Below are 19,113 nucleotides of genomic sequence, written 5' to 3' on the forward strand. Positions count from 1 at the left end.
TGTCCCCATCGTCTAGAGGCCTAGGACACCGCCCTTTCACGGCGGTAACAGGGGTTCGACTCCCCTTGGGGACGCCATATTGCGGGAATAGCTCAGTTGGTAGAGCACGACCTTGCCAAGGTCGGGGTCGCGAGTTCGAATCTCGTTTCCCGCTCCAATTTATCTTTGTTGGCCCAAAGATAGAACACTTCCTCTAGGGGAAGTGAGTTAAGCAAGAAATTGTTTAACGGCATTGAAATATGCCACTAGGTTTCGTAAGAAATCGTCCTAAGTCCCCATCGTCTAGAGGCCTAGGACACCGCCCTTTCACGGCGGTAACAGGGGTTCGACTCCCCTTGGGGACGCCATATTGCGGGAATAGCTCAGTTGGTAGAGCACGACCTTGCCAAGGTCGGGGTCGCGAGTTCGAATCTCGTTTCCCGCTCCAATTTATCTTTGTTGGCCCAAAGATAGAACACTTGCTCTAGGGGAAGTAAGTTAAGCAAGAAATTGTTTAACGGCATTGAAATATGCCACTAGGTTTCGTAAGAAATCGTCCTAAGTCCCCATCGTCTAGAGGCCTAGGACACCGCCCTTTCACGGCGGTAACAGGGGTTCGACTCCCCTTGGGGACGCCATATTAAAGAAGCTCAACCGTTTGGTTGGGCTTTTTTTTCGTTTGGATACTGCCAATACCGTGAGTGGCAGTGGCCACCGCGCGCTCAATGCACGGCGGTAACAGGGGTTCGACTCCCCTTGGGGACGCCATATTAAAGAAGCTCAACCGTTTGGTTGGGCTTTTTTTTCGTTTGGATACTGTCAATACCGTGAGTGGCAGTGGCCACCGCGCGCTCAATGCACGGCGGTAACAGGGGTTCGACTCCCCTTGGGGATGCCATATTTTAGAAATAGCTCAACCGTTTGGTTGGGCTATTTTTTTGTTCTGATCGAAGGCCCCAAGCTCACGCCATTTTCTGAAATTGATGGAAATCCTCGATGGCTTGTAATTCATCATGTTCTGCTTGCTGAACCTTGTATAAATCCCAGCGTACTTGCAGGTTAAGCCAAAAATCGGCTGACACGTTGAAAAATCGTGCAAGGCGCAACGCAGTGCTAGGGGTTACGCCTCTTCGCTGATTCACAAGTTCATTTACACGCTGGTAAGGCACATGAATAGCGTCTGCAAGTTCGCGCTGGGTAATTTCCATCGGAACTAAGAACTCATGAAGCAGCATTTCACCCGGATGCGTCGGAACTCTGTTAGTTGGAATGCGAACCATATTGTCACCTCTAGTGATAATCTGTTATCTCTACTTCAAACGGGCCATTTACTCCCCATTTAAAGCAAATACGAAACTGCTGATTGATACGGATACTGTGTTGCCCAGAACGGCTTCCCGATAACGCTTCTAGCCGATTACCTGGAGGAACTTTGAGCTAGTCGAGTGCGTATACCGAGTCGAGTTGATCAAGTTTCCTCGAGGCCACCTTCCATAGTGCTTGTGGGCAAGCCTTTCTGGCCGCTTTAGAAGCGTTACCATTGAAGATATCTTCGGTGGCTTTGTTTTTGAACGATACAATCATTGGGGCACGATAGCACGGGTATCATGCTACGGCAATTCGTTATGATGACGAATACCTTGCTGCTTTCCACCGATACCAACGGCGAACTGACCAACTACTTCCAAGAAACCCTTGCCGTCGACCCGCGCGGAAACGTGGTGCTCGAAGGACGTGGTGATGGAAATCGTGTTCGTCGTTATTTCGAGAAGGAAACAGGACAGGCACTTTGATCAGTAGCCTGTCGCCGATTTCAGAGCCCACGACATGGACAGGCACACTCAGGAGCGTAAACGACCAAATTCAGTGTACCCCTACAGGACGGGGTAATAGTCAGTCCGTTCTATTGAGCTAGTTCAGCCAGAAACGGATGAATGGCTGAGCCGTATCGTGATCGTTTGTCCACAGACTCGCAATGGATTGCGCGCCGTGCCTGTCGAAGGTTGGGCGAGTGGACCCAGTCTGAGCCACTTTCAGGCATTAAACAGGCCCCATCGAATGGGAGATTTAGGGCGTTGAGTAGCTCAGGGATTATCGTTTCGGGCGCCTGCACCAACTGTTCATACTGAACACAGTAGACTCGTTCGCGCCAAGCATCGCATAGCTGTCGCGTCAGCCGATGACAGTCCTCCCAAACCTCAGCGAGTACGGCGGGCGAGTTGGCGAAGCGATACTCACGAGAGAGCGACTGCTGATAGATAGACAAGCAGTTATCGATGCGCTCGCGTTCGCAAATCACAAACCTAGCTTCCGGGAGTAATTCCGCAATAATAGGGATGTAGAACACGTTAATGGGTGTGTGTTCAACGGCAACAGCGCCATCTCCAGGCAATAAATCTTGGCGCAAGTTGTCAGCTATGCGCTGCTTCTGCAGGCCGCTAAGAGTTCCTAGGTAGGCTTGTGGTGCACTGGGGTCCAGGTTTAGCTCGGCAATGAGCTTTTGAATAACACCCGTTTCACCTAGCGCAATACAACGCTCGTGCTGAGAAATGATACGTTGTGTGAGGGTAGTACCGCTACGAGGCATTCCGGTGACGAAAATGATCGATGGTTTGGTCTGCTCGTTTGAGGAGGTGAAGTCACTAAGGTTGTACTGCCGAGGAAATGAAACTTCACAGCCTTCGTCGATAAGTTGGAGCTCACGAGCGCGCTGGGTGCTGGAAAATGAGGCCGAATAGTCAGCGCTCTGATGCTGCAGTTTGGCGCAAACAAACCAGTATCTTGCTGAACCTTGAAACGGCGCACAGTGCTGCTCGAAGCGGTTAAGCAATTCCGTACCAAGACGATTCTGATCTAGGGACGCGAGTTGATACCAAGCTTCAAAGTCAGCCGGGTTTGTGTCAATAATCCGCGTGAACAATGTTTCGGCGAATTCCAGCTCCCCGCGCTTTGCCGCGAGTACGCCCAAGTTAAGTTGACTGTCTCGTTTATCCGGCGTAGCAGCCAGAATTGCTTGGTAGCAATCATATGCCGCTGCAAACTCCTTCAGCTTAGTCAGTAGCACTGCTTCGAGGTGGAGCAGGTCGGTGCTCTGCGGGTACTCTTGGCGGGCTTTGAGCAACAGGTCTCCCGCATGTTTAAGGTCATTGATTTCAATATAAGCACGGATGATGCCATTGAGCCGCTGCTCTGTTGGGCCTTCAGCTGAAATGCTCTTGGTAAATGCCTGCGCCGCGGCTCTATATTTTCCTTGAGCTAACGCCAGCCAGCCGGCTTCATCTAACACTAGGGTATTATCAGGCGCTCTATCAAGCAGACTTTGGAGTTGTTGCTTGGCCCAGCCGAATTTACCGCCAATACGCAGTGCCGTTGCAAATTCTACTTGAATATCAAGGTCTTCGGGAAGCATTTCGCTAGCAATGCGGTAATAGCTGATGGCTTGCGCAGCCTCGCCGAATTGAACGGCACAGTAGCCGGCCATTCTAGCGAGATTAGCCGATTTTATATCAGCGGCTTGAACTGAACTCAAGTAGCGCTGAGCTTTGGTAATCTGGCCTGAATTGAGCAGTAATCCACCTAGAAGTTCAAGCGCATGGTGATCCGGATTTTCGCTACAAATACTAGCCTCTAATGACTCAATAGCTTCCACGGTATTGCCTATTGAGAGAAGTCGTTGGGTATTTCGAAGGGCATCGTTTTGCATTATTACTACCAGTAGCCATTAATTTTTAGATATCGATGTTACGCGTATTCTTACTCGGCAATCAATCAGTTTGTCCTCGCTCTCATGTTTCAAGCTTATCGCTCATTCGCAACTCATTGCATTCGAAGTAAAAAACTTTGCATTCGAAGTACATTTGGTTTTATATTTGAGGAAGGTGTCAAGACAACAAAAAAATAAACATCTGGAGAGCGAAACAATGGAAGTAAAACGCAATGCACTTTATTTAGGGGTGTCGTTAGCCCTGTCGGGCTCGGTGGTAGCTCAACAGGAGACTGAGGCTACGGAGCAAGAATCTGCTAATAATCGTCAGGTCGAAGAAATCATCGTCACGGCAACGAAGCGATCACAGGATATTCAGAGTGTCTCAGTTGCTGTAACAGCACTGGGCGCTGACGATATTGCTAAGGGTGGAATTGAAGACGTAAGTCGAATTGAGAATTTGGTTCCAGGCATGAGTTACGGACAGTCGGGCAGTGAAGTTCGATTGGCAATTCGTGGAACGCGAACCAATAACGTAGGTTCAGAAGCCGAGCAGGTTGTGGGTATATTTGAGGACGGCGTGTACGTCCCCACCACAACACAGGCACTTGGATCCTATGTTGACCTAGAGCGAATTGAAGTGCTTCGTGGCCCGCAGGGAACACTTTATGGTCGAAATACTTTCGGTGGAACGATTAACATCCATACTCGTGCGCCAGAATTCGATGAAGTTAGCGGCTACGTTCAAGCACTTGCGGGTACCTATGACCGTCGTAAGGTGGAAGGTGCGGTTAATCTTCCTATCTCTGATACGCTAGCTGTTCGTCTAGCCGGTTTAATGGATCAGCGTGACGGCTACATTGAAAATACCTACGTTGATGGTCCAAGTGATGATCTTAACGACGCTGATAACAAGTACTTCCGAGCTAGCCTACGTTGGCAGCCAACTGAGTCTTTAGATGTTATTGTCCGTGCAGGTCAAGGCACTCAAGAAGGTAATGGCTCAGCAATTTGGGGTTACCAGCAAATTGGTGCCTATGACAACGGAAACTTCTTAGCTGGGCACCAATACTTGCCAGCTGATGCCACGGCAGCAACTGATCAGGGGCCTTGGAAGGTTTCCCGTAACATGGCTTCTAGTGTTGACTTGGAAAGCTCATTCTTTACCGTTCAGGCGGAGTGGGATGCGGATTGGGTGGTCATTAAATACACCGGTAACCAAACTAATTTTGAGGGATCTCAGACTTACGACCCTGACTACAGCGACGGCGGTAGCTTGACTGATTCCGGTTTTGTGGGTTGGAACTCTGATCAAGATACTTTCTCCCACGAGATTCAATTCACGTCGCCAGCAAATGATACCTTCGAGTGGTTAGGTGGTGCTTATTACTTCGAGCAGGCTGCTGGTTGGAACTGGTTAGAGCGTGTAGGTGATGTTACCGCAGTGCCTCATTGGGATAATCAAGGCGACTATGTGAGTACGTCCCTTGGCGTATTTGCTAACGGTACTTTACACATGAGCGAAGCAACTCGCTTGGTGGGTGGTATTCGTTACGCGGAAGATACCAAGCAACAACGTGATCCGCTTGACTGGAGTGTTTGGCCGCCAGTTCCAATGAAGGGACAGGGTAGTAAAGGTGATTGGAACGACATCCTTTACAAGGCTGCGGTTGAGCACGATCTTAATGATGATCAAATGCTCTATGGCCAAGTCTCCACAGGCTATCGCGCGGGTGGTATTAACTTCGTAGATCCTGTTGTACCACTTACCTATGAGCCAGAGACTGTGACGGCTTGGGAAGTGGGTTATAAGTCAACTTGGTTAGATCGCACCATGGTCTTCAACGCTGCGGTTTATCTCAATCAGTACCGTGATATGCAGGCGCAGTCATTCGTTGTTCAGGGCACCGGTGTAACCGAGTACACTGAGAATGGTGGCGAACTTGACAGTATGGGCTTTGAAGCTGAGCTAAGCTGGAATCCAACTGATCAGTTGAGTCTCTCTGGCTCCCTGTCCATCATGCAGGCTGAATTTGGCAAGTACGAAGTATCTAAAGTACAAGGTCTGGGTAACATGGGTGGTCGTCAGGATCTTAATGATCCAGCATCATTGCTCAATCTAGAGGGTTTCCGTCCGGCGCTGGCTCCTGAGCTGACCTTAGGTTTGCAGGCAAGCTATGATATCTATTTAGGCGATATGGGTACGCTTACGCCTTACGCACAAACCTATTACTCAGGTGACTACTACGCTTATGACATTAACGTAGAGGGAGCAAAGCAGGATTCCTTCACTCGCACAGATCTTCGTTTGATCTGGGCTTCGCCTGATGCGAGCTGGGAAGTGCAGGGCTATGTGATGAACTTGGAAAACGAAGCGCAGCTAAACCGCGTTGTGGTATTTAATCCAAGTGAGCGTCCGTCAATTGCGAGTCTTCAGGCTAACTGGAGTAACCCACGTACGGCTGGTGTAAGTGTTAACTACAACTTCTAAGTAGTAGGTTTATACCCCAAGAGCCCTAGTTCCTAGAACTGGGGCTTTTTTTCGCCTGTGGAACGGTCTTGTGATCAACAGCACCTTTCAATCCTTGCGGTGCAATGAATACCTAACATTGCTGCTCCGGGGTATTCGCTGTGCAACGATTGGGCGTGTTAACTATCAACAGCTAAAAAAAGAGCGGGGTGAATATTCATCCCGCTCTTTTCTAACTCATTGATAGTGTCTTAGCAGTCGTTGAGATCGATGCTGTTAGGCACTTTCGCTGCAGCTAAACTCAACTCGTACACGAGCAAGTTCGTAGCTTGACATACCACTCGGGCAGGCAGAGGCGCCGCAACTTGCGTGACTACCGGAGCTTGATGTGGTTGTTTGCGTAACAGTGTCTGTTACTGACATAGCTGACTGCTGAGTTAGGCAGTAATTGTTAGCAACCAAATTGGCGTTTTCGGTGAAACGCTCGAGCTCAGTTGGCATCGAAGTGAAAGGCGATGTGACACTAAATGTTGAGGCATCTAATTGTTGAACGGCATACTGAGGCGTCATTGAGCAGCCCATAGATACACCACACACTAGAGTAAGTATTACGGAAAATCTTTTCATAATATGCATCCTGCATTGGTTGAAACTTAGACCACCACCTTCGTGGCTCCTCATTAACCTTAATAGCAGAATGAAACAAGCGCAAGCTCTGAACCGCCACCGCCACCGCCACCGCCTAGATCATCAAAAAATAGCCGCCACAACAGCGATCAAACAAATTGACCTTACAAATAGTGTGGTTATAATGAAGCCGCCGATAAATAGATATTTTGCGCAACTAACAGTGTGAAACTATAGTCAGTCTGTTATTTATTCAGCGTGGAAGCTGATTAGTGTTTCTAACAAGATCAGAGGTAATCACCTATGAACAAACTACTACTTGCAGTGACGATTGGCAGTTCGGCACTAGTTTTGGCAAATGCCGAGGCAGCTCAGCTAAATGGCGGCGACATTTTAATTCGCGCCGGTATCGCTTCAGTTCAGCCTGATGTCGACTCCGGAGTCCCCACGCTGGATGGAACAAGTTTGGCTGGCACGGCGAATGCCATTGACGTTGGCGATAACAGCCAGTTTGGGATTAGTGGTACCTATATGTTCAATTCTCAGTGGGGGATCGAAGTCTTGGCGGCAACCCCCTTCGAGCATGATATCTCAATAGATGGCGGCGCTCTGGATGGTGCGCCAGTAGGTACCACTAAGCACCTACCACCAACGGTTTCTGCGCAGTACTACTTCATGGGGCACAGCGATTCGTCGTGGCAGCCCTATGTAGGCTTGGGTCTCAACTACACCACATTTTTCTCGCAAGAGGTGGACCCGGCTTTCGAAGCGGCGCTGGGTGCAACAGGTGCAAGCTTAGATCTAGATGACTCCTTTGGTGTTGCGGTGCAGTTTGGTCTGGATTACTACATTAATGATTCATGGTTTGTAAACGCGAGTGCAATGTTGGCTCAAATTGAAGCGGACGCAACCATCGAACTGGAGCCCTCTGGGACAGTAGCGGTTAGCGCTGACATTGATCCTTGGGTTTACCGCCTGAATGTTGGTTACCGTTTCTAAACGGGGTTAATGCAAATAGTCTAACGCTTCGCTCAGAGAGGGGAGTAATCAGAAAGCCTAATACGTCCGCGTATTAGGTTTTTTTATGTCCGCTAATGCTGACTCAAAGGTGACAATAGTCACTGATGTGACATGTTAGGGTGGCTATATAGAGCCGCTGGATGTTGATTCGTTTTCCAGCGGCGCACTAATAACAAAAACAAGGAAGCTTCTATGTCAGTTCGTAACCTCTCGCTACTCGCCCGTACTCTTATTATCGCCATAGCGGCGGCAATAATTGGGGTTGTATCAATCTCTCACGCTAGCGATGTGGATAAGCGTGCCGTGACGATTTGGAGCGAAGGTGTTCGCCTAGCGGGGGATGTCTATACCCCGAAATCTATCGTCGAAGGGCAGCGTTTGCCCGGCATTTTGATGATTGCGGGTTGGGGAGGCAATAAATCTAACGTCGGCCGCAATTACGCCGAAGCGATTGCAGCCGAAGGCTTTGTGGTTTTAACCTTTGACTTCAAGGGGTGGGGCGAAAGCGACGGTCCGCTGGTAGCTACGGAAGTCATGGGAGCCGCGGATGAAACACAGACGTTAAGTTTGGCAGCGCAGCATGTACGAGGCATCATTGACCCCTACTCGATGTCGGCCGATGTCCGAGCAGCGCTCTACTTTCTGGGGGGTGAAGCTCAGGTTATGCCTAATAATTTAGGTGTTTGGGGAACCAGTATGGGCGGTGGGCTAGGGCTAATACCTGCGGCAACCGATCCCAGAGTGAAAGCCTTTGTCAGTCAAATGGGGCCAGTTAATTATGCACATAATCTTCAGGCTTTGCCTGCAGAGGGAATGTGGCAGTTAGAGACGCTTACAGCGCGTGGTGAGCTACCCCCTTTTCCTGGCCAAGTAAGTCGAATTGACCCCTCCTTAGCTGGTTTTCCAGACTGGGCGGCACTAAAACGCTTTGATTTGCTGCCCTATGTAAACCATCTGGCCACGCCAACGCTGGTGATTGATGCTGAGAATGAGACCATGTTTGATCGTCAGTTCAATGGTGTGTTGTTATTCGAGGCGGTTAAGCAAAAAGCAACGGCGGAGTATGTAACCTTCCCCGGTGGCCATTACGACATGTATCACGGCGACAACCTAGAAAGCAGCCGAAGTGCAGCCTTAGCGTGGTTCCAACGTCACTTACACGGACAGTAAGGATAAGGCCTAAGTGGATAACTGAATGGCGGCGCGCATGGAACTTTGCTCAATTGAGCACTTGGCACTGCTAAAAATATCTCGCAAGTGAGTAAATTAACGGTCTATACTGAAATAATAGACTATGCAATTTATTCAATTTAACGTGGGGTATTCACTATCACTACCTTGAGGGCTACGGGTACTTTTAGTCGGACGGTTGGTATCGCTTCGGTCTTTGTTGGGATGCTCTGGGCGCCGAGTGCGTCAGCGCAATCGTTTAGCGCTGCATGGCAAGAAGTTCTGGCTAACGATGGCGTCTTGGCGGCAGAGCGAGCTAAGCTCGATAGCCGAACTAATCTGAGCGAAGTGGCTGACGACCTAAACTGGCCACGGCTAGACCTGAATATGGCCTATGTGCAAATGGCAGACCCAATTCAGTTGGACATTCTTGACCTTGAGCCGCTCGCCTCGGCACCCGGAGCAATTACTTCGCTGCCGGGTCTAATTGGCATACCAACTGTTACAGACTTCACTGATGACAATCTTTCTACGGTTTCGCTGCAAGCTATGTGGCCTATTTACACGGGTGGCAAAATCTCGGCCTCGCAAGACATCATTAACTCCCAGTATGATGAGTCTCGCGCCGAATTTCAGCTCAAGGTCTCCGAACGTTTTGGTGTTTTGGTTGAGCGCTATTATGGCCTTCAATTGGCGCGCCATAATCAACTTCTGCAAGAGCAAGTTGTCACGAGTATTCAAGCACATGCCGATGCAGCAGCCCTGCTGGAACAGCAGGGTCAGATAGCTCGCGTAGAGACGCTTCAGGCATTAGTAGCCTTGGATGACGCGAAGGTAGCGTTGGCTCGCGCGCAAAGCCAAGTAACGATGGCCGAATTGGCCCTTCATCAGTTAATTAACAGCAATCTTATTAATCTCCAATCTCATCTTTTCATTGATGTCGAGTTGGCGCCGGTTGCTCACTACGTTGAAACCACACTGAATACGTTTCCGGGATTGAGCGTTCTGGATGCAAAGCTCGCTCAAAGTGGCGCTGCGATTGACCTTCAGAAGAGCGAGTACGCGCCAACCGTATTTTTATTTGGCGATTATCAAGCCTACGAAGGTGATAGCTTACTTGCTGATATCACACCAGATTGGCAAGTGGGTGTGGGCGTTTCAGTACCTTTGATTAGCAATAGTGGCCGATCTGCTCGGGTTCAGGCTGCGCATAATGTGCAGTTAGAGGTGCAAAATTTATCTCGTCAAACACGCACTGACTTGCAACTGCTGGTCAATCACGCCTATGAGCAGGCGCAACAGGCACAACTTGAGTACCATCGCTTGGCAACGGCCCTTGAGTTAGCAGCTGAAAATATCAAGCTTAGAGAGAAGGCTTTTAGAGAGGGCTTGGGTACTAGTCGAGACCTCGTTGATGCCACCACCTACAAAACAGTAGTGGAAATGCGTCGTGCCGCAGCGGCCTATGCCTTCGTTTTTCAGTATGCGCAACTCTGTGCGTTAAGTTCATCGATTGATCAGTTTATTCTCAATAGTGGAGGCTCACGATGAGCAAGCCGTTAAAAGCATTCGTGGTTGTTGCTACAGCATTAGTTCTGTTGTTGGTATTACGGAGTATCTGGAGCTTTTTAGAGCCTGAGGAGACCATCCTCCAAGGACACATTGAGGCGCGTGAATTCATTGTTAGCTCAAAGGTCCCTGGCCGAATTGGTTCGGTGCATGTGGAGAAGGGGCAGCCTATTTCAGTAGATGACCTTATCTTCACGATTGTCAGTCCAGAGTTGGACGCGAAAATGCAGCAAGCGGAAGCTGGCCGAGATGCAGTTGGTGCGTTAGCTCGCCAAGCGGAGGTTGGTGCTCGTGAGCAGGAAGTGGCGATCGCGCGCGAGCAGTGGGAGAAATCAAAGGTTGCTGAGGAACTCTTTCATAACACCTACCTCCGAATTCAGTCTCTTTATGACAGTGGTGTAGTTGCGCTGCAACTGCGTGACGAGGCTCATGCGCAGTGGCAAGCAGCCCAGCTTACAGCCACTTCAGCAGCGGCATTTTACGACATGGTGCAGGAGGGGACGCGTGAAGAAATAGTCGATGCCGCAAGAGCCGAGCTGTCGATGGCCGATGCAGCCGTTGCCGAAGTCAGTGCCTTTCAAGCCGATACGCGAATTTATAGTTGGATGCAGGGTGAAGTGAGTGAAGTCATTATGCGCCCTGGAGAAATCGTTCCACCCGGCTTCCCCGTGGTTACCTTAATAGACATGAGCACCGCCTACGCAGTTGTTGCGGTACGAGAAGATCAACTGAGTCAGTTCGTTCGTGGCGCCACAGTAAGCGCCGATATCCCAGCGCTAGGGCTTACACGGCAAGAATTCAGTGTTTCTCATGTTGCTGTAATGGGTGACTATGCCACGTGGAGAGCTACCGATAGTCGTCAGGGTTATGATATGAGAACCTTCGAAGTTGAGCTTGAACCGGTAGGTGAATTAGAAAACCTTCGCGCAGGAATGAGTGTGTTAGTTCATCTTGGCGTTGCAAAGGGTCAATAGACTTGCAGTCAATTCGCGTCACAACTTGGTGGTTGCTCATTGTTGCTCCGCTTGTGCTCTTCTTTGCGCTAAGCGTGATATTCAAAGCACAGGTGGTGCGGGATGTCCCCGTTGCCTGGGTGGACAATGATCACTCATCGGCCTCGCGCTCACTCTTTCGACAGCTCGATGCGTCGCCGTCTATTACACTATTTTCCTATCACTCGGCGCGAGAGGCCGAAGTGGCAATGAAGGCGGGCGAAGTGTACGGCTTAGTGATGGTTCCCAGCCACTTTGGCAAAGATATTATGACTCGCAGACAGCCGGTTATCCGAGCAGTTGTGAATGGACAATTGGTGCTTATCGCTAAGGTAATACGCTCTTCGGTGGCGTCGGTTCTTGGTGTAGATCAGGCAATAAATCGCGGTGTTCAGACTCTGGGGCTTACACTTTCCCCAACCGATGCCGTATTTGCTGCGGCACCCGTTCAGGTTCAACTCAGTTCGCTCTACAACCGTTCAGGGAGTTATGGCCAGTTTCTACTTCCAGCAATATTCCTCGCTATTTGGCAAATCCTAATAGCCATCACCACCGTTGTAGATTTTACCCAACGGCCGAAGGGACTATCCGCCAGTGACATGGGGTGGATGGCGAAAGGTAACACTCTCAGGGTAATGATTAAGCGCCAGCTCCGTCTTCTACCGTGGTTTTTACTTCAAGGTTTGATCGCCGCAATCATTCTATTTCAATTTTTTGCCTACCCGATGTTTGGGTCTTGGCTAACCATGATGGCCATTAGCCTGCTATTCGTTATGACCTGCCAGGCACTAGGTTGGTCTATTTGCTTACTGGTCCCGGCGGACCCTGCCAAGGCGGCCAGTTTGACTGGAGCCATTACCGCGCCAAGTTTTGCCTTCTTAGGCGTCACCTTTCCCACTAGTGATATGCCAAGTCTGGCGCTATGGTGGCGTGATATTCTTCCGGCGGCGCAATCCTCGGAGTTGATGTTAGCGCTGGCGAATTATGGGGTGATCAGCGTTAACCCATTACTGGCATTGGGCTGTCAGCTGGTCATTATTGGCTTGCCGTTTGCACTTTATTATTCCGTCTATCGAGGTCAGCATTCATGAGTTGGTGGCGGCATATTATTTTTGAGTTACGCGCTTTGATAGCGCATGAAAATACTCGCATGACGGTTTTTATCGCCGCCGTCGGCTACGCTATTCTCTATCCGCTACCTTATCAGCATCAACTACCTACTGATATACCAATGGCCGCGGTAGACCTTGATCAGTCGGTAGCCTCTAGACGTTTGCTGCGGATGATTGATGCCACGCCTCAGGTTGCGGTAGATCGAACGGTTAGCAGCGAATTAGTGGCTCAAGATCTAGTGGCAGCCCAAGCGGTGCGCGGCTACCTCATTATTCCAAAGGATTTTAACCGAACGTTACTTCGGCGCTCCAGTAGCACGTTAGCAATGGGCGGCGATGGCGCCTACTACTTACTCTACGCCACGCAAGCAGAGGGGGTAATGGGAGCGGTGGGAGCGCTTAATAATGAGATTAGTGAGTTAATTCAGCTTAGGGGGTCACCCTCGGTGGTGAATAATACTTCGGCGCCTTTCGAACTTGCGCTAGTAAACGCCTTCAATCCTCAGTTGGGCTATCGGAACTATGTGATTCCAGCCGTTTTTCTCCTCATTCTCCATCAACTAGCTTTAATGGGCATGGCCACGATGACTTGGGTGCAACGGCAAAGAGGTGTGGCCCGAGACCGCTATCAACAAAGCTGGTGGCGTGAGAGTTCAGCTCGGCTAACCGCCTTTCTGAGCGTATTCTTGCTACTGTCGCTGCTGTATTTCTATGTGCTACTACCGCTCTACCATGTGCCGATATCGCCATTCAGAATTGGCGTTGTTGCATTCTTAGGCGTGTTCTTCGTGGCAACGCTTTTGCTGGGGCAGCTGCTTGGGCGGCTCATCCCCCACCCGCAAATTGTAGTGGTAGTTGTCATTATGTCTTCATTGCCGCTGGTATTCAGCGCTGGTTTCATTTGGCCAGTTGAATCAATTCCTGATTGGTGGCATCTCCTAATGAGTGCCGTACCTGCCACCACAGGCATCCAGTATTTTTTGCAAATCCACTTGTATAACGCACCACTCCTATCAGTAAGTAGTGAGCTCATTATTTTGAGCATGATTGCGGTGGTCACCGCCTTGGTAGATTACTGGCTGGCTGCAAGACAACGAACTTCGATGCCACGCACAGGCATGGCGACCGAAGACCTTTAGCGGATTTGCACGGAGAGACAGTGCTAGGTTGCGAAGAGGTGTTTGGCATGAAAATGTAGGTGATTTTCAATGAAGCTGGCGACAAAGTAGAAGCCGTGGTCGTAACCTTCGCGGAAGTTGAACTCGATGGAAACGCCAGCTGCTTCGGCGGCCTCTAAGAATGTCTGCGAATGTAATTCTTCCGTTTCAAAACTATCTGCAGTGCCCACATCCGCCAAAATTGGCTTATCGTAGCCGCGCTCTTTAATGAGTTCGGTGGCATCATATTCATGCCAAGCGGAACGATCTGATCCCAGATAGTTAGTGAAGGCCTTCTGGCCCCAGAGGCCGTTGGAAGGGTTTGCGATGGGCGCCAGCGCGGATACCGAGCAATAGCTCTGGGGATTTTTGAGAGCAATAGTTAGCGAACCGTGGCCGCCCATACTGTGTCCCGAGATTGACTTGCTGGTAGTGACTGGGAACTCGGCTTCGATAATCTTTGGTAGTTCATCCACTACATAATCGTACATGTGATAATGTTCATGCCATGGTGCTTGGGTAGCATTCAGATAGAACCCCGCGCCTTTACCGAAGTCGTAGGCTTGGTCCGGGTCATCGGGGATATCATCACCGCGTGGGCTAGTATCTGGGGCTACAATTGCAATCCCCAGTTCAGCGGCGAGCTTTAGAGCGCCCGCTTTCTGCATGAAGTTTTCGTCGGTACAGGTCAGCCCGGAAAGCCAGTATAGAACTGGTACAGGCGTCTCTTTACTCGCAGCTGGCGGTAGAAATATCGCAAACTGCATGGTGCAGTTGAGCGCAGCCGAGTTGTGGCTATATTGCGCATGTAGACCCTCAAATACTTTAGTCTGCGAGCGCTGCGTGAGCTGAGTCATCATTACTTCCTCCAAACGTGGCCCATTCATTTAGGCGAGTGGTTAAAGTGAATCACACTGCGGATACTTTTACCTTCATGCATTAGTTCGAAAGCCTCGTTGATACCGTCAAGCGGCAGTGTATGAGTGATGAAATCATCTAGCGCGAACTCGCCTGAGAGGTACTGTTCCACAATGCCCGGAAGCTCACTACGGCCTTTAACGCCACCAAATGCGGTGCCGCGCCAAACACGACCTGTCACCAGTTGAAAAGGACGAGTTGATATCTCTTGTCCTGCTCCTGCTACACCAATGATAATGGATTCCCCCCAACCCTTGTGGCAGCACTCCAGCGCCGAACGCATAATATCAACGTTACCGATACACTCGAAGGAGTAATCAACGCCGCCATCGGTCAACTCGACAATCACCTCCTGAATTGGGCGATCGTAGTCCTTGGGGTTGATGCAGTCGGTCGCCCCCAGTTTTTTTGCAAGGTCAAACTTTGACTCGTTAATATCAATACCGATGATGCGTTTAGCACCAGCCATTCGCGCACCAATAATGGCAGAGAGGCCAATACCCCCCAGGCCGAATATGGCAACGGTGTCACCGGTCTCAACTTTGGCAGTATTCAACACCGCACCCATACCCGTGGTAACCCCACAACCCAGTAGGCAAACTTCTTCAAGTGGTGCTTCAGGGTTAACAACGGCAAGGGAAATCTCGGGGAGTACCGTATATTCAGAAAATGTTGAGCATCCCATGTAGTGATAGATGGGCTGACCATCTTTGTAGAAGCGGGTGGTACCGTCTGGCATTAAGCCTTTTCCTTGAGTCTCCCGAACGGCTTGGCAGAGATTGGTTTTTCCAGAGGTACAAAATTTACACTCCCCGCACTCCGCGGTATAAAGCGGAATAACATGATCTCCTACCGCAACACTCGTTACCCCTTCGCCAATTTCAACCACAATGCCGCCACCTTCATGGCCCATAATTGCTGGGAAAACACCCTCTGGATCGTCACCTGATAGGGTGAAGGCATCCGTATGACAAACGCCAGAGGCGACAATCTGAACCATGACTTCGCCCGCACGCGGGCGCATGACATCAACTTCTTCAATGGATAATGGTTCACCAGCTGCCCAAGCGACGGCCGCTCGAGATTTAATAAATTGGTCTGACATGATTGATCCTCGTTAGTTATTACGTGCTGCACCCAGTCAAACATTACTGGATTGCTTTGCGACATGGCGCTGTTAGGTCAGTAACGCTACCCAGCCTGTTGTCAGGTTGAAATTCCTAAGTTGGTCTACTCTAATTGGTTTTTCGCTTGAAAGTAACTTTAGCAGCTTGTGGATGATACTCAGAAACGATCACATTGAGCCGTATCAAGGAGACTGAATGGCTGTCTTGAACGACGGCAAAAAAGGGGCGCTGGTAACCTCGTCACGCAGACCGTTGGGGTTGCGAAGATCGGAGAGTCCCATTAATGTAGAGTCACGATAATGATTACAAAGGAAACCAAGATGGCCAAGACCACAATATTATTTAATCGCTTGATGATCGCTGCTGCGGTGACGACAGCGCTGAGCGGGTGCTCGAAATCGCAAGAAGAGGCGCCCAAAACCGCTGAAGATGCGCAAGCATACGTGCTAGACGCAGAGCAGAGAATCGAGGATTTATACGAGTACACGGCGAAGGCTTCTTGGGTTGCTCAAACCTATATCACCGAAGACACCCAATATTTAGAATCCCTGGCCAATGAGCAATTCAAAGTGTTGGGTATTGAGTTGGCTAATGGCGCCGCGCAATTTAACGGTATGGACTTACCGGAAGACACACAGCGCAAACTTAATTTACTGCGTTTAGGTCTCACACTACCCGCACCGGTTGCTCAACCGGAGCTTGCAGCTGAACTGGCGAGTATTGAGAGTCGGCTAGGTGGAATGTACGGTGCCGGATACGATGCCGATGGCGCACAACATGACTTGATCGCGCTTTCGAATGTGCTTGCGGAATCTTCAGATCCAGAAGAAATGCTGCAGGCGTGGATTGATTGGCGCAAAGTATCACCGCAAATGAAGGCTGACTACACCCGCCTTGTTGAGATTGCTAACTTAGGTGCTCAGGATTTGGGCTTCACGGATGTGGGCGCGATGTGGCGCTCTAAATACGATATGTCCGCGGACGAGTTTGCGGCAGAGATGGATCGTGTCTGGGAACAGGTTAAACCGCTTTACGAAGCGCTTCACTGCCACGTTCGCGAAAGCTTGAGCGAGCAATACGGTTCGGATGTGGTGGCAAATGACCAAGCCATTCCAGCCCATTTACTTGGTAATATGTGGGCCCAGCAATGGGGGAATATATACGATAGCGTGGCACCCGAAGGTGGCTCGAGTGTGGATGTTACCGCGCGCTTAGTTGCCGAAGGTTATAGTGAAGTACAGATGGTTGAACAGGCCGAGAGTTTTTTCAGTTCCTTAGGAATTGAGGCTTTACCGGATACCTTCTGGACTAATTCACAGTTTGTAAAACCCGTAGGGCGTAACTCCGTTTGTCACGCGAGTGCCTGGGATGTTACTACCGAAGATTATCGCATTAAGATGTGTATTCAGGTTAATGCCGAAGACTTCCAAACTATCCATCACGAACTCGGTCACAATTACTATCAGCGTGCCTATAATCTTACTCAGCCCATGCTTTATAGAGGTAGCGCCAACGATGGTTTTCATGAGGCGCTTGGCGATACCGTAGCGCTATCCATCACACCTAGTTACCTAAAGGCCATTGGTCTGATTGATGAGGAGCCTGATGCGTCGGGAGATCTACCCTATTTAATGCGAATGGCCTTAGACAAAGTAGCGTTCTTACCGTTTGGGCTAATGGTTGATAAATGGCGTTGGCAGGTATTCAGCGGCGAATTAACGCCGGAGACTTATAACGATGGCTGGTGGCAGCTCAGAGAACAGTATCAGGGCGTGCAGTCACCGGTTGAACGGGCTGACACGGATTTTGATCCGGGCGCGAAATACCATATCCCTGGTAATACGCCATATTCTCGCTACTTCTTAGCACATATTCTTCAGTTCCAGTTGCATCGTCAGTTGTGCGAGGCATCTGGATTTGAGGGACCGCTTCATCGCTGTTCAATTTACGACAACAAAGAAGCTGGTGATAAGCTAATGCAAATGATGGAAATGGGTCAAAGCCGCCCGTGGCAGGAAGCGCTTGCCACCATCGACGAATCTGGACAGATGGATGCTACCGCGGTAATTGAGTACTTCCAACCACTCAAAGACTGGTTAGATGAGCAAAACGCGGGCCGCAGTTGTGGCTGGTAGCACTTCGCAAGTCTTAGCATAATAAAAAAGCCGTAACCCATGTTGCGGCTTTTTTTTACCACGGGCATGCCCCCCTCATATTGCAGCGCTTAGCGGGAGAACCGAAATGGAACGCACACGTTGGTATACGCCAAAAGCTGGTGATACAGCACGATTATCCCTCGTCCGGGATGAACTGGCCGAGCTTGCCGATAACCATGTACGGGTTGAGGTTAAGGCCGTTGGTCTTAATTTCGCTGATATCTTCGCACTAACAGGGCTTTATAGCGCAACGCCCGAAGGTGGTTTTACTCCGGGCTTAGAATTCAGCGGTGTGGTAGTAGCCTCCAAGACCAGTGAGTATGCTTTAGGGGATAGAGTCATGGGAGTGACTCGCTTTGGCGGCTATGCTTCGGTGATTGATTCGCCTGCCGCTTACCTCTCTCCACTTCCGAGTGGTTACAGCTACCAACAGGGTGCCGCCTATCCGGTGCAAACGCTCACTGCTTTCTATGCGCTACGGGAGTTGGGAGCGCTGAAGCCCCATCATTCGGTTTTGGTAAACAGCGCAGCGGGCGGGGTGGGGCTGCAGGCTATGCAATTGGTTAAGGCAATGGGCGCTACTGCCATTGGTACCGTTCGAAGTGAGGCGAAGCGTGCCTTTCTTGCTACGCGGGGAGCTGAGCACATACTGGTACGAGAGGATGATTTTTCTGCGCAACTGCGCCGCGAAGGGATTGAAGTTGACCTCGTTCTAGATGGGGTAGGGGGAGCCGTTCAGAAGGCGTGTTTCAATGCCCTTAAACCAATGGGCAGGCTTATTGTCTTCGGAGCGGCCGAATTCACACCAGGAAAGCGTCGGCCTAACTATTTTGGGGCTGCGCTGAAATATCTCAGGCGCCCTAAGTACGATGTCATGAAAATGATCAGTGATAATAGATCGGTGATGGCGTTTAATCTCATATGGCTCTATGAAAATGTATCCTATCTCTCTGGACTGATGGCAGAAATGCAGGACTTTACTACCGAGCCTCCGCACGTGGGGCACGAATTTGAATTTACTGAGGCACCTGCGGCGATTGAGATGCTAAGGCGTGGCAATACAATAGGCAAGGTAGTGCTAGTACGTTAGCTACTATAATATTTGATATTAAG

15 protein-coding genes, 5 tRNA genes and 1 pseudogene are annotated in these 19,113 nt (G+C 50.0%); 15 read left to right on the forward strand and 6 right to left on the reverse strand.

From position 1 onward, the window contains the following. Position 1: 1 nt before the first annotated feature. The 5 genes from DFR27_RS10180 (at position 2) to DFR27_RS10200 (ending at position 617) form a co-directional block, all read left to right on the forward strand. Positions 2-77 (forward strand) — tRNA-Glu (locus DFR27_RS10180). Between the two features lie 4 nt (positions 78-81). After that, positions 82-157, forward strand: a tRNA-Gly gene (locus DFR27_RS10185). A gap of 114 nt (positions 158-271) precedes the next feature. Further along, positions 272-347, forward strand: a tRNA-Glu gene (locus tag DFR27_RS10190). Positions 348-351: 4 nt separating this feature from the next. Continuing rightward, positions 352-427, forward strand: a tRNA-Gly gene (locus DFR27_RS10195). Between the two features lie 114 nt (positions 428-541). Further along, positions 542-617, forward strand: a tRNA-Glu gene (locus DFR27_RS10200). Between the two features lie 324 nt (positions 618-941). Here the strand turns inward: DFR27_RS10200 and DFR27_RS10205 are convergent. Together DFR27_RS10205 and DFR27_RS12775 are read right to left on the reverse strand one after the other, a co-directional pair. Further along, entirely contained in the window at positions 942-1,259 is a 318-nt protein-coding gene (locus DFR27_RS10205) for a HigA family addiction module antitoxin (RefSeq protein WP_121877370.1), read from the reverse strand. Positions 1,260-1,269: 10 nt separating this feature from the next. Then, positions 1,270-1,404 (reverse strand): annotated as a pseudogene (locus DFR27_RS12775) (type II toxin-antitoxin system RelE/ParE family toxin); the annotation flags it as partial. A gap of 182 nt (positions 1,405-1,586) precedes the next feature. Between DFR27_RS12775 and DFR27_RS10215 the strand changes: the two are divergent. Beyond that, the gene (locus tag DFR27_RS10215) at positions 1,587-1,772 is read left to right on the forward strand and encodes a hypothetical protein (protein ID WP_147434535.1); all 186 of its coding nucleotides are present in this window, start codon (positions 1,587-1,589) and stop codon (positions 1,770-1,772) included. Between the two features lie 110 nt (positions 1,773-1,882). Here DFR27_RS10215 and DFR27_RS10220 read toward each other — a convergent pair whose 3' ends face one another. Then, the gene (locus DFR27_RS10220; protein ID WP_121877372.1) at positions 1,883-3,682 is read right to left on the reverse strand and encodes a tetratricopeptide repeat-containing sulfotransferase family protein; all 1,800 of its coding nucleotides are present in this window, start codon (positions 3,680-3,682) and stop codon (positions 1,883-1,885) included. A 217-nt stretch (positions 3,683-3,899) separates the two neighbouring features. Between DFR27_RS10220 and DFR27_RS10225 the strand changes: the two genes are divergently transcribed. Beyond that, positions 3,900-6,173, forward strand: coding sequence for a TonB-dependent receptor (locus DFR27_RS10225; protein ID WP_121877373.1), 2,274 nt, complete (start codon positions 3,900-3,902; stop codon positions 6,171-6,173). Between the two features lie 255 nt (positions 6,174-6,428). Here the strand turns inward: DFR27_RS10225 and DFR27_RS10230 are convergent, their stop codons facing one another. Next, positions 6,429-6,779 carry a hypothetical protein gene (locus DFR27_RS10230; protein WP_147434536.1) on the reverse strand — a complete coding sequence of 117 codons (351 nt, stop codon included), beginning with the start codon at positions 6,777-6,779 and terminating at the stop codon, positions 6,429-6,431. A gap of 303 nt (positions 6,780-7,082) precedes the next feature. On the opposite strand from DFR27_RS10230, the gene DFR27_RS10235 reads away from it, so the two are divergent. The 6 genes from DFR27_RS10235 (at position 7,083) to DFR27_RS10260 (ending at position 13,781) form a co-directional block, all read left to right on the forward strand. Beyond that, positions 7,083-7,778, forward strand: coding sequence for an OmpW/AlkL family protein (locus DFR27_RS10235; protein ID WP_121877375.1), 696 nt, complete (start codon positions 7,083-7,085; stop codon positions 7,776-7,778). A 213-nt stretch (positions 7,779-7,991) separates the two neighbouring features. Next, positions 7,992-8,969: an alpha/beta hydrolase gene (locus DFR27_RS10240; RefSeq protein WP_245962651.1), complete on the forward strand. Its 978-nt coding sequence runs from the start codon at positions 7,992-7,994 to the stop codon at positions 8,967-8,969. A 225-nt stretch (positions 8,970-9,194) separates the two neighbouring features. Then, positions 9,195-10,520 (forward strand): TolC family protein, encoded by a 1,326-nt coding sequence (locus DFR27_RS10245; protein ID WP_121877376.1) that lies wholly within the window; start codon positions 9,195-9,197, stop codon positions 10,518-10,520. After that, positions 10,517-11,512, forward strand: coding sequence for an HlyD family secretion protein (locus DFR27_RS10250; RefSeq protein WP_121877377.1), 996 nt, complete (start codon positions 10,517-10,519; stop codon positions 11,510-11,512). The genes DFR27_RS10245 and DFR27_RS10250 overlap by 4 nt, the downstream gene beginning before the upstream one ends. A gap of 2 nt (positions 11,513-11,514) precedes the next feature. Then, the gene (locus DFR27_RS10255) at positions 11,515-12,621 is read left to right on the forward strand and encodes an ABC transporter permease (RefSeq protein WP_170150841.1); all 1,107 of its coding nucleotides are present in this window, start codon (positions 11,515-11,517) and stop codon (positions 12,619-12,621) included. Continuing rightward, on the forward strand, positions 12,618-13,781 hold the full coding sequence (locus DFR27_RS10260; RefSeq protein WP_121877379.1) for an ABC transporter permease: 1,164 nt from the start codon (positions 12,618-12,620) through the stop codon (positions 13,779-13,781). The genes DFR27_RS10255 and DFR27_RS10260 overlap by 4 nt, the downstream gene beginning before the upstream one ends. Before the next feature lie 23 nt (positions 13,782-13,804). Here DFR27_RS10260 and fghA read toward each other — a convergent pair whose 3' ends face one another. Together fghA and DFR27_RS10270 are read right to left on the reverse strand one after the other, a co-directional pair. Then, positions 13,805-14,659: an S-formylglutathione hydrolase gene (gene fghA / locus DFR27_RS10265; protein WP_245962652.1), complete on the reverse strand. Its 855-nt coding sequence runs from the start codon at positions 14,657-14,659 to the stop codon at positions 13,805-13,807. 23 nt (positions 14,660-14,682) lie between these two features. After that, complete coding sequence (locus DFR27_RS10270) at positions 14,683-15,822, reverse strand: S-(hydroxymethyl)glutathione dehydrogenase/class III alcohol dehydrogenase (RefSeq protein WP_121877380.1); 1,140 nt, start codon at positions 15,820-15,822, stop codon at positions 14,683-14,685. A 342-nt stretch (positions 15,823-16,164) separates the two neighbouring features. Here DFR27_RS10270 and DFR27_RS10275 point away from each other — a divergent pair, with 342 nt between their 5' ends. After that, entirely contained in the window at positions 16,165-17,979 is a 1,815-nt protein-coding gene (locus tag DFR27_RS10275) for a M2 family metallopeptidase (RefSeq protein WP_121877381.1), read from the forward strand. Between the two features lie 106 nt (positions 17,980-18,085). Next, on the forward strand, positions 18,086-19,090 hold the full coding sequence (locus DFR27_RS10280; protein ID WP_121877382.1) for a zinc-binding dehydrogenase: 1,005 nt from the start codon (positions 18,086-18,088) through the stop codon (positions 19,088-19,090). Positions 19,091-19,113: the final 23 nt, after the last annotated feature.

Origin of the sequence: Umboniibacter marinipuniceus (assembly GCF_003688415.1) — a bacterium.
In the GTDB taxonomy this organism is placed as follows: Bacteria; Pseudomonadota; Gammaproteobacteria; order Pseudomonadales; family DSM-25080; genus Umboniibacter; species Umboniibacter marinipuniceus.